Source organism: Streptomyces sp. FH025 (assembly GCF_017427025.1).
Lineage (GTDB): Bacteria > Actinomycetota > Actinomycetes > Streptomycetales > Streptomycetaceae > Kitasatospora.
This window is the reverse complement of sequence record NZ_JAFLNG010000248.1, coordinates 1-10,054: the sequence shown is the minus strand read 5'-3', so window position 1 is coordinate 10,054 and position 10,054 is coordinate 1. Positions and strand designations below refer to the sequence as shown.

Below are 10,054 nucleotides of genomic sequence, written 5' to 3'. Positions count from 1 at the left end.
CCGCCCAGCTCGGCATCGCCCCGCCGGCCCCGGCCGGCACCCCGCAGCAGGCGGTGGACGCGATGGCCGGCGCCGTGCACCAGTCCTTCGTCAGCGGCATGTCGCTCGCCTTCGCGGTGGCCGCCGTGGTGGCCTTCGCCGCCGCCGTGCTCGGCCTGCTCACCCGCCGCGGCACCACCGACGCGGGCCCGGCCGTGCACATCTGACCGCCCGTACGCCACGGCCCCGGACTCCTCGGAGTCCGGGGCCGTCGTGGTGTCCGGGCGGTGCTCAGGCCCGGGTGAGGGCCACCAGCGGGACGGTACGGGCGTCGGTGCGGAAGCCGGCGAACTGGGGCTGGGCGGCGATCTGGCGGGCCCAGAGCGCGTCGTGCTCGGCCGGGTCGACCGGGAACGCCAGGGCCGGGTAGCGGTCGGCGCCGACCTCGACGGTGACCTCGGGCCGGGCGACCAGGTTGCGGTACCAGACCGGGTCCGTGGGGCTGCCGCCGTTGGAGGCGAACACCACCAGCCGCCCGCCGTCCGGCAGGTAGACCAGCGGCGTGGTGCGCGGCTCGCCGCTGCGGGCGCCGAAGACGGTGAGCAGCAGGAGCGGCGAGTCGGCGAGCTCGCCGCCCACCACGCCCCGGCGGGCGCGGAAGTCGGTGATCACCCCCCGGTTGAACTCGCCCGCGCCGTCGGAGGGTTCGGGGTGGACCGGGCTCATGCCGCACCGTCCTCGGCGAGCGCGGAGAGCCGGGCGGCCGGCGCGTCGGCGAGCCGCATGGTGCCGAAGCCGATCCGGCGGACCGTCAGGTCACCGCCCAGGCCGAAGGCCTCCCGGATGGCGAGAGCGTTCTCGTTCGTCATGAGGGCGAGGCTAGGATCTGACATCCATGTGACATTCAAGTCGAGCCCGGCCGATGTGAGGGGCATCACATGAAGATCGGGGAGCTGTCGCGGCTGACCGGGGTGAACCCGCGGCTGCTGCGCTACTACGAGGAGCAGGGGCTGCTGGCCAGCGAGCGCCCGGGCGGCGGCCACCGGCGGTACGCGCCGGACGCCCCGGAGACGGTCCGCCGGATCCGGCACCTGCTGGCGGCGGGCCTGCCGACCGCGGTGATCCGGGAGGTGCTGCCCTGCGTGGAGGGCGTGGGCGCGGACGACGTCCCGACGCTGGCCCCCTGCACCCGGCCGTACCTGCGCGGCCAGCTGGACGGCGTGAACGAGCGGATCACCGAGCTGCAGCGCAGCCGCGACTCGCTCAGTGCCCTGCTGGAGCACAGCGAGAACGTCGCCTGAGAGCGGAACGCCGAAGGGCCGGCCCCCCCGGACGGGGAGCCGGCCCTTCAGGCGTCAGCGGGTGATCAGGCGTCGCCGCCGGCGGCACCCGGGTCGGCCGCGGCCACGTCCAGCAGCTGGTAGCGGTCGATCGCGTCCTTCAGCGCCGAGCGGTCGATCTTGCCCTGCTTGGCGAGCTCGGTGAGCACCGCCAGGACGACCGACTGCGCGTCGATGTGGAAGAAGCGACGAGCCGCGCCACGGGTGTCGGCGAAGCCGAAGCCGTCGGCGCCCAGCGACTGCCACTGGCCCGGCACCCAGCGGGCGATCTGGTCCGGCACCGCGCGCATCCAGTCGGACACGGCGACGAACGGGCCCTCGGCGCCCTGGAGCTTCTGGGTGACGTACGGCACGCGCTGCTGCTCCTCGGGGTGCAGCAGGTTGAACTCCTCGGCCTCCACCGCGTCGCGGCGCAGCTCGTTCCAGGAGGTCGCGGACCAGACGTCGGCCTTGACGTTCCACTCCTCGGCGAGGATGCGCTGGGCCTCCAGGGCCCACGGCACGGCCACGCCGGAGGCGAGGATCTGGGCCGGGATCTGGCCGGCGGTGCCCGGCGCGTACTTGTGCAGACCCTTGAGGATGCCCTCGACGTCGACGTTCTCGGGCTCGGCCGGCATCTTGATCGGCTCGTTGTAGACGGTGAGGTAGTAGAACACGTCCTCGCCGTGCGGGTGTTCGGCGCTGGAGCCGTACATCCGGCGCAGACCGTCCTGGACGATGTGCGCGATCTCGAAGCCGTACGCCGGGTCGTACGCGACGACGCCCGGGTTGGTCGAGGCCAGCAGGTGCGAGTGGCCGTCGGCGTGCTGGAGGCCCTCACCGGTCAGGGTGGTGCGGCCGGCGGTGGCACCGAGCACGAAGCCGCGGGCCAGCTGGTCGGCCATCTGCCAGAACTGGTCACCGGTGCGCTGGAACCCGAACATCGAGTAGAAGACGTACACCGGGATCAGCGGCTCGCCGTGGGTGGCGTAGGACGACCCGGCGGCGATCAGCGAGGCGGTGCAGCCGGCCTCGGAGATGCCGTCGTGCAGCATCTGGCCGGTCGGCGACTCCTTGTAGGCCAGGAGCAGGTCGCGGTCGACCGACTCGTAGGTCTGGCCCAGCGGGTTGTAGATCTTCGCCGACGGGAACAGCGAGTCCATGCCGAAGGTGCGGTACTCGTCCGGCGCGATCGGCACGAAGCGGTTGCCGATGCCCTTGTCCCGCATGAGGTCCTTGAGCAGCCGGACGAACGCCATGGTGGTGGCGATGGTCTGGTTGCCGGAGCCCTTCTTGACCGCCTTGTACGCGTCGTCGCCGGGCAGCTCCAGCTTGCGCGGGCGCACCTTGCGGGTCGGCACGTAGCCGCCCAGCTCGCTGCGGCGGTCGTGCATGTACTGGATCTCTTCCGAGTCGCGGCCCGGGTGGTAGTAGGGCGGGTAGCCCTCGTCGAGCTGCTTGTCGGTGATCGGCAGGTGCAGCCGGTCGCGGAAGCGCTTCAGGTCCTCGACCGTCAGCTTCTTCATCTGGTGGGTGGCGTTGCGGCCCTCGAAGTTGGGGCCCAGCGTCCAGCCCTTGACCGTCTGGGCGAGGATGACCGTCGGCTGGCCCTTGTGCTCGCGGGCCGCCTTGAACGCCGCGTAGATCTTCTTGTGGTCGTGGCCGCCGCGACCCAGGTGCTGGATCTGCTGGTCGGTCATGTTCTCGACCATGGCGCGCAGGCGCAGGTCGCCGCCGAAGAAGTGCTCGCGGATGTAGTCGCCGGACTCGGTGGCGTAGGTCTGGAACTGGCCGTCCGGGGTGGTGTTCATCTTGTTCACCAGGACGCCGTCGCGGTCCTGCGCGAGCAGCGGGTCCCAGCTGCGGTCCCAGATGAGCTTGATCACGTTCCAGCCGGCGCCCCGGAACTGGGACTCCAGCTCCTGGATGATCTTGCCGTTGCCGCGGACCGGGCCGTCCAGGCGCTGCAGGTTGCAGTTGACCACGAAGGTCAGGTTGTCCAGGCCCTCACGGGCGGCCAGGGACAGCTGGCCGAGCGACTCGGGCTCGTCCATCTCGCCGTCGCCCAGGAAGGCGTAGACCTGCGAGTCGGAGGTGTCCTTGATGCCGCGGTGCTCCAGGTAGCGGTTCATCCGGGCCTGGTAGATCGCGCCGAGCGGGCCGAGGCCCATCGAGACGGTCGGGAACTCCCAGAAGTCCGGCATCAGCCGCGGGTGCGGGTAGCTGGAGAGGCCGTACGGGGCCTTCGACTTCTCCTGGCGGAACGCGTCGAGCTGCTGCTCGCTGAGTCGGTCCAGCAGGAAGGCGCGGGCGTAGATGCCGGGGGAGGCGTGGCCCTGGAAGAAGACCTGGTCGCCGGACTCGCCCTCGGCGTCCTTGCCGCGGAAGAAGTAGTTGAAGCCGACGTCGTACAGCGACGCGGAGGAGGCGAAGGTGGCGATGTGGCCACCGACGCCGATGCCCGGGCGCTGCGCCCGGGAGACCATGACGGCCGCGTTCCAGCGGGTCGCGTTGAGGATCTTGCGCTCGATCTCCTCGTTGCCGGGGAAGAACGGCTCGTCCTTGGTCGCGATGGTGTTGACGTAGTCCGTGCTGCGCATCTCGGGCACGGCGACACGCTTCTCGCGGGCGCGCTCGATCAGCCGCAGCATCAGGTAGCGGGCACGCTCACGCCCCCGCTCGTCGATGGCCGCATCGAGCGACTCCAGCCATTCCGCGGTCTCCTCGGGATCGAAGTCCGGGACCTGACTCGGAAGGCCGCCAATGATGATCGGGTTGCGATCGGATCCGGAAGCCACGCTGTTCCTTCACTGTCGGTCGAAACTGAGGTGTGTCGCGCCGCCTCCATCGTGCTACCGCGCTCGGAGATCCGTCATCTCTACCGATCGGTAACCGTTCCGCCTGGTGGGCGGGCCGGTCTGGCGGCGTGCGTTTCGGGCGTCTTCGCCCGCTCCGCACACCCCCGGGTGTTACGAAAAGAGGTGGTCCGACCTGGTGTCCCGTCCGCCCGATGGCGGGCGGCCGGGGTGAGGGCCAACAGGAGACTCTACGCCCGCGCACGCGCGGACCCGAATGCCGTTCGCATCTCGGGCATGCGTACGCCCTGTGGGCCGGGACCACCCGAAGCATCCTTGGCCCACGCAGAGAAGGGCAAATCGGTGTGATTCCCGACACGTCGACCGGCGTGTTCCGGTGCGACACGTCAACCTTTGGAGGGGATCGGGGGTCGGGTACTTGCGCGAACCGCCGCGCCCGTGTGGACTACGGCCACAGCCTCGGCATGGACGCCGGGCCGAATACTGGAGGTTATTCCCGTGAGCGCGACCGCGGACCCCGCGGACAAGTCCAACCCGGCGACCCGTCTCGGCTTCGAAGAGGGCCAGATCGTTCAGGAGCTCGGGTACGACGAAGACACTGACCAGGACCTCCGCGAGGGCATCGAGGAGATCACCGGGACGGATCTCGTCGACGAGGACTACGACGACGTCGCCGACGCCGTCCTGCTGTGGCACCGCGACGACGACGGGGACCTCACCGACTCCCTCGTCGACGCCCTGGAATACCTGGCCGAGGGCGGTCTCATCTGGCTGCTGACGCCCAAGACCGGTCGGGACGGCCACATCGAGGCCTCCGACATCGCGGACGCGGCCAAGACCGCCGGCCTCTCGCAGACCAGCTCGATCGCGGTGGCCAAGGACTGGGCGGCCACCCGCCTGGCCACCAAGTCCACGGCCAAGGGCGGCGGCAAGCGCTGAACGGGCCGTAGGGCCTGCACCGGGCCCCGTCGGAGGATCTCCTCCGACGGGGCCCGCTGCTTTGCGCGGGGCCGTCCGGCGCCCGCCCGCGGGTCCGTCCGCCGCGCGCCCGGGGATCCGTCCGCCGCGCGCCCGGTCCCCGTTCGGCGGTTGTTCGGTGGTTGTTCGCCGCGCACCCGGTACCCGTTCGGCGGCTGTTCGGCGATTGTTCGCCGAGGGCGAAAGGGATGGGCCACCCGGCTGACCGGCTCATCCGTCCGGCCGAACGTCCGTAAACGGATGCGAGGATGTGGCCTGCCGTGCCCGCCGCGCGGCCCGCCCGCGTCAGAAAGGTCCCGCCCATGGCCATCGAGGTCGGCACCCCGGCTCCGGACTTCGAGCTCAACGACCAGCACGGGGAGACCGTCCGGCTCTCCGACTTCCGCGGCGAGCGGCACGTCGTCCTGGTCTTCTACCCGTTCTCGTTCACCGGTGTGTGCACCGGTGAGCTGGGCGCGATCCAGCGGGAGCTGGCCGGGCTGCAGAACGACGGCGTCCAGGTGCTCGGCGTCTCCTGCGACTCGCAGTTCAGCCAGCGCGTCTTCGCCGACCGGGAGGGCCTGGAGTTCCCGCTGCTCGCCGACTTCTGGCCGCACGGCGAGGTGGCCCGCGCCTACGGCGTGCTGGACGAGGAGAGGGGCTGCCCGCTGCGCGGAACCTTCGTGATCGACCGGGCCGGCACGGTGCGCTGGAGCGTCGTCAACGGCCTCCCGGACGCCCGGGACGAGCAGGAGTACCTGAAGGTCCTGGCGGCTCTCTGACACCCCGCCCCCGCCCGTTCGGCGGTGCGCGAGGGAACCGGGCACTACGCTCGGGCCGTTGGCGGAGTGGGGCGTACGTCCGATTTCGGCGGTCGCGCCCCGAACCGCACCACCGCGGGGGCACCGGGCGTGCCTCCCGAATCTTGGAGGACAAGTGGGAGTCAGCCTCAGCAAGGGCGGCAACGTCTCGCTCACCAAGGAGGCCCCCGGGCTCCAGGCCGTCATCGTCGGTCTGGGCTGGGACGTCCGCACCACCACCGGGACGGACTTCGACCTGGACGCCAGCGCCCTGCTCTGCAACGACCAGGGCAAGGTCGCCTCGGACGGCAACTTCGTGTTCTTCAACAACCTGAAGAGCCCGGACGGCTCCGTCGAGCACACCGGTGACAACCGCACGGGTGAGGGCGAGGGCGACGACGAGGCGATCAAGGTCAACCTGGAGGGCGTCCCCGGCGACGTCCAGAAGATCGTCTTCCCGGTGTCGATCTACGACGCCGAGAGCCGCGGCCAGAACTTCGGCCAGGTCCGCAACGCGTTCATCCGCGTGGTGAACCAGGCCGACAACTCGGAGCTGGCCCGCTACGACCTGTCCGAGGACGCCTCCACCGAGACCGCGATGGTCTTCGGCGAGCTGTACCGCAACGGCGGCGAGTGGAAGTTCCGCGCCATCGGCCAGGGTTACGCCTCCGGCCTGCGCGGCATCGCCCAGGACTTCGGCGTCAACGTCTGAGCCTCCGAAGTCTCCACGGGCCTTCCGGCGGGCGCCGGAGCCCGCACCGGCGCACGCCGGTCCCCCGGGGCGGCCCCGGACCTCCGTGGTCCGGGGCCGCCCCGGCTTCGTCCGGGTCCGTCCCGCTGCGAGGATGTGAGTTCAGGAAGTTCAGCCGGCCAAAGCGGGCCGGCCGGGGCCGCGGGGGACTACACCTTGAAGGCGCCCCGGGAGAAGCAAGGGAGGAAGAGCACCATGGTGGTCACGCTCGCCAAGGGCGGGAACGTCTCGCTCACCAAGGCCGCGCCGAACCTGACACAGGTCCGGATCGGCCTCGGCTGGTCCGCCCGTTCGACCACGGGCGCCCCGTTCGACCTCGATGCGAGTGCCCTGATCTGCGGTGGCGGGCGAGTGCTCGGTGACGAGTACTTCGTCTTCTACAACAACCTGAAGAGCCCCGAGGGCTCGGTGGAGCACCAGGGCGACAACCTCACCGGGGGCGACGAGGCGGGTGACGACGAGCTGATCCAGGTCAACCTGGAGCTGGTCCCGGCCCAGGCGGACAAGGTGGTCTTCGCGGTCTCGATCTACGACGCGGAGCCCCGGCTCCAGAACTTCGGCCAGGTCCGCAACGCCTACATCCGGGTCGTCAACTCCGTCGACGGCCAGGAGATCGCGCGGTACGACCTGTCCGAGGACGCGTCCAACGAGACCGCGATGATCTTCGGCGAGCTGTACCGGTACGCGGGCGAGTGGAAGTTCCGCGCGGTGGGCCAGGGTTACGCCTCCGGCCTGCGTGGCATCGCCCTCGACTTCGGCGTCAACGTACAGTAAGGGCGTAAATCGGACTTATCGCACCCGATCAACGATCATGAGAACAGAGGGCAGTGCGGGGGTGACCTGACCGGGCCGGGCCCGGTCGGGTACCTCGGGACGAGGCCGACCCCGGCACGGCCAGAACCCGAAAGGTAGCCAACTCCCGTGTTCCTCCGCACATTCGGCTGGTCGTTCGCGATCACCGCCATCGGCCTGGTCGCGGCCGGACTGCTCTGGGGAGCCCAAGGCTTCGGCATCGTGCTGATCCTGTCCATCCTGGAGATCTCCCTGTCGTTCGACAACGCGGTGGTCAACGCCACCGTGTTGAAGCGGATGAACCCGTACTGGCAGAAGCTCTTCCTGACGGTCGGTGTGCTGATCGCCGTCTTCGGGATGCGGCTGGTCTTCCCGCTCCTGGTCGTGGGCCTGACCGCGAAGCTCAACCCGGCGACGGTCATCGACCTCGCGCTGCACTCCGACAAGACCCACGACGGCCTCACCTACGGCCAGTACCTGGAGGCGGCCAACCCGGCCATCGCGGCCTTCGGCGGCGTCTTCCTGCTGATGATCTTCCTCGACTTCGTGTTCGACGAGAAGGAGCACAACTGGCTGGGCTGGCTGGAGCGCCCGCTGGAGAAGGTGGGCAAGCTGGACGCCCTCTCCAGCGTCGTCGCGCTGGTCGCGCTGGTGGTGGCCTCCCGCTTCTTCGCCGCCGAGCACGCGGAGACCGTCCTGCTCGCGGGCGTCCTCGGCCTGATCACCTACCTCGCCGTCGGCGGCCTCTCCTCGATCTTCGAGTCGGGTCTGGAGGAGGAGGCCGAGCGTGAGGAGGAGGCGGAGAAGTCCGGCAAGTCGATCGTCCAGGTCGCCGGCAAGGCCGCGTTCTTCCTCTTCCTCTACCTGGAGGTCCTGGACGCCTCGTTCTCCTTCGACGGCGTGGTCGGCGCGTTCGCCATCTCCAACGACATCTTCCAGATCACCCTGGGCCTCGGCATCGGCGCGATGTACATCCGCTCGCTGACCGTCTTCCTGGTCCGCAAGGGCACCCTGGACGACTACGTCTACCTGGAGCACGGCGCGCACTACGCGATCGGGGCGCTGGCGGTGATCCTGCTGGTCGGGATCAAGTACCACATCCCGGAGATCGTCACCGGCCTGATCGGCGTCGCCTTCATCGGGCTGGCGCTCGGCTCGTCCGTCCTGCGCAACCGGCGGGAGGCCGGGGAGGAGGAACGGGAGCTGGTCGGCAGCAAGTAGCCGGGCGGGTACGCGAAACGGCCGCCCCCGGGGTTCCGGGGGCGGCCGTCTTCCGTGTCCGGACTTCCGTGCCCGGACCGGGGTCAGCCGAGCTGCTGCTCGATCGCGCGCAGCTTGCGCTCCAGCGAGTCCAGCTTCGGCATCGACAGGGTGTCGTCGTCGGCCGTCAGGTCGATGGCCGAACCGCGGCGGGACGAGGCCGAGCCGGTGGCCGAGGAGGAGAGGGACGAACCGACGGCGGCACGCGGGCGGCGGGCGGAGTCCAGGGCCGTCGACTCCAGCGGGAACAAGTCGGAGGAGAAGCGGTCCGAGGCGGTGGAGGAGGTGTTGTCGCTCTCGGCGGCTAGGGCAGGCTCCGTAGCGGTCGGGCCGTCTCCGGCAGCCGTGAGCGCGGGCACCTGGCGGCCGCCACGGGCCCGGGCGAGCATCCCGTTCTGGCGGGAGATGGCCTTCAGCTCGGCCCGCTCGCGGCGGTCGGCGCTGCGGGCGCGCACCTTGGCGTCCAGCTTCGCCTGGCGCTCCTCGCGCACCTCCTCGACCGCCTCGTCCAGGCTGCGGACGTTCTCCAGCAGCATCAGCGACCAGGCCGCGTAGGTCTCGCGCGGGGCGCGCAGCCAGCGGACGATGCGGATCTGCGGCAGCGGGCGCGGGACGAGGCCCTGCTCGCGCAGGGCGGCCTTGCGGGTCTGCTTCAGCGCGCGGTCGAACAGGATCGCCGCCGAGATCGACATGCCGGAGAAGAACTGCGGGGCGCCGGCGTGACCCAGACCGCGCGGGGCGTGCACCCAGTTGAACCAGGCCGAGGCGATCGCGAACACCCAGACCAGCAGGCGGGATCCGAGCGCGGCGTCACCGTGGCTGGCCTCGCGGACGGCGAGCACCGAGCAGAACATCGCGGCGCCGTCCAGGCCGAACGGGACGAGGTACTCCCAGCCGCCGGACAGGCCCAGGTTCTCGATGCCGAAGCCCACCAGGCCGTGGAAGGACAGAGCGGCCGCGACGCCGGCGCAGCAGAACAGCAGCGTGTACGAGGAGATGCCGTAGATCATCTCCTTGCGGCGGCGGCGCTCCTCGCTGCGCTCCCAGGAGTCGCCGGACTCGTCCTTCTTCGAGCTCTTGAAGCGCAGCGTCGCCAGCAGGACGGCGACGAACAGCAGGGCTGCGCCGCCGATGACGGTCCAGACCAGCTGTATGGAGGTCAGGTTCATTGCGGGTCGGGCCTCGGGTTTCCGCAGGGGACGGTTTCACGGTGCGACACAGGCGGTCAGGTCCCTGCGTGCGGGCACCGCCTGACGGGTCGTTCGTCGCCGCACGGCGTGCCAGCAGCGCCCGCGCAGGGGCGGGCGGGACACCTGTGCGGCTAGACGATATCGCGTCCGAAGGGGCGGCATGTTACGGGAGGGCGGCTTCTCGGGGCCA

Annotated in this window: 10 protein-coding genes and 1 pseudogene; 7 read left to right on the top strand and 4 right to left on the bottom strand. The window is 70.4% G+C overall.

Going from position 1 to position 10,054, the window contains the following annotated elements:
• Positions 1-206, top strand: a pseudogene (locus J0670_RS18755) (MFS transporter); the annotation flags it as partial.
• Between the two features lie 64 nt (positions 207-270).
• Here the strand turns inward: J0670_RS18755 and J0670_RS18750 are convergent.
• Both J0670_RS18750 and J0670_RS18745 read right to left on the bottom strand, forming a co-directional pair.
• The gene (locus J0670_RS18750; RefSeq protein ID WP_207812772.1) at positions 271-705 is read right to left on the bottom strand and encodes a nitroreductase/quinone reductase family protein; all 435 of its coding nucleotides are present in this window, start codon (positions 703-705) and stop codon (positions 271-273) included.
• A complete protein-coding gene (locus J0670_RS18745) occupies positions 702-848 on the bottom strand; it encodes a hypothetical protein (protein ID WP_207812771.1) in 147 nt (48 codons plus the stop codon). The genes J0670_RS18750 and J0670_RS18745 overlap by 4 nt, the downstream gene beginning before the upstream one ends.
• Before the next feature lie 69 nt (positions 849-917).
• Here J0670_RS18745 and J0670_RS18740 point away from each other — a divergent pair, with 69 nt between their 5' ends.
• Entirely contained in the window at positions 918-1,280 is a 363-nt protein-coding gene (locus J0670_RS18740) for a MerR family transcriptional regulator (RefSeq protein ID WP_207812770.1), read from the top strand.
• Positions 1,281-1,345: 65 nt separating this feature from the next.
• On the opposite strand, the gene aceE is transcribed toward J0670_RS18740, so the two are convergent.
• Positions 1,346-4,096: a pyruvate dehydrogenase (acetyl-transferring), homodimeric type gene (gene aceE / locus J0670_RS18735; RefSeq protein WP_207812769.1), complete on the bottom strand. Its 2,751-nt coding sequence runs from the start codon at positions 4,094-4,096 to the stop codon at positions 1,346-1,348.
• A 516-nt stretch (positions 4,097-4,612) separates the two neighbouring features.
• Here aceE and J0670_RS18730 point away from each other — a divergent pair.
• The 5 genes from J0670_RS18730 to J0670_RS18710 all read left to right on the top strand — a co-directional run bounded on the left by J0670_RS18730 (position 4,613) and on the right by J0670_RS18710 (position 8,635).
• On the top strand, positions 4,613-5,053 hold the full coding sequence (locus J0670_RS18730) for a DUF3052 domain-containing protein (RefSeq protein ID WP_207812768.1): 441 nt from the start codon (positions 4,613-4,615) through the stop codon (positions 5,051-5,053).
• Between the two features lie 341 nt (positions 5,054-5,394).
• Positions 5,395-5,853 (top strand): peroxiredoxin, encoded by a 459-nt coding sequence (locus J0670_RS18725; RefSeq protein WP_207812767.1) that lies wholly within the window; start codon positions 5,395-5,397, stop codon positions 5,851-5,853.
• 154 nt (positions 5,854-6,007) lie between these two features.
• Positions 6,008-6,583 (top strand): TerD family protein, encoded by a 576-nt coding sequence (locus J0670_RS18720; RefSeq protein ID WP_207812766.1) that lies wholly within the window; start codon positions 6,008-6,010, stop codon positions 6,581-6,583.
• Positions 6,584-6,817: 234 nt separating this feature from the next.
• Positions 6,818-7,396, top strand: coding sequence for a TerD family protein (locus tag J0670_RS18715; protein WP_207812765.1), 579 nt, complete (start codon positions 6,818-6,820; stop codon positions 7,394-7,396).
• Positions 7,397-7,543: 147 nt separating this feature from the next.
• Positions 7,544-8,635 carry a DUF475 domain-containing protein gene (locus tag J0670_RS18710; RefSeq protein WP_207812764.1) on the top strand — a complete coding sequence of 364 codons (1,092 nt, stop codon included), beginning with the start codon at positions 7,544-7,546 and terminating at the stop codon, positions 8,633-8,635.
• A gap of 83 nt (positions 8,636-8,718) precedes the next feature.
• On the opposite strand, the gene J0670_RS18705 is transcribed toward J0670_RS18710, so the two are convergent.
• Complete coding sequence (locus J0670_RS18705) at positions 8,719-9,843, bottom strand: DUF2637 domain-containing protein (RefSeq protein ID WP_207812763.1); 1,125 nt, start codon at positions 9,841-9,843, stop codon at positions 8,719-8,721.
• Positions 9,844-10,054: the final 211 nt, after the last annotated feature.

Bases quoted from the DNA above. Each gene is read 5' to 3' on its own strand.
- J0670_RS18705 (WP_207812763.1), bottom strand. From the start codon at position 9,843: ATGAACCTGACCTCCATACAGCTGGTCTGGACCGTCATCGGCGGCGCA.
- J0670_RS18715 (WP_207812765.1), top strand. From the start codon at position 6,818: ATGGTGGTCACGCTCGCCAAGGGCGGGAACGTCTCGCTCACCAAGGCC.
- J0670_RS18740 (WP_207812770.1), top strand. From the start codon at position 918: ATGAAGATCGGGGAGCTGTCGCGGCTGACCGGGGTGAACCCGCGGCTG.
- J0670_RS18750 (WP_207812772.1), bottom strand. From the start codon at position 705: ATGAGCCCGGTCCACCCCGAACCCTCCGACGGCGCGGGCGAGTTCAAC.
- J0670_RS18745 (WP_207812771.1), bottom strand. From the start codon at position 848: ATGACGAACGAGAACGCTCTCGCCATCCGGGAGGCCTTCGGCCTGGGC.
- J0670_RS18725 (WP_207812767.1), top strand. From the start codon at position 5,395: ATGGCCATCGAGGTCGGCACCCCGGCTCCGGACTTCGAGCTCAACGAC.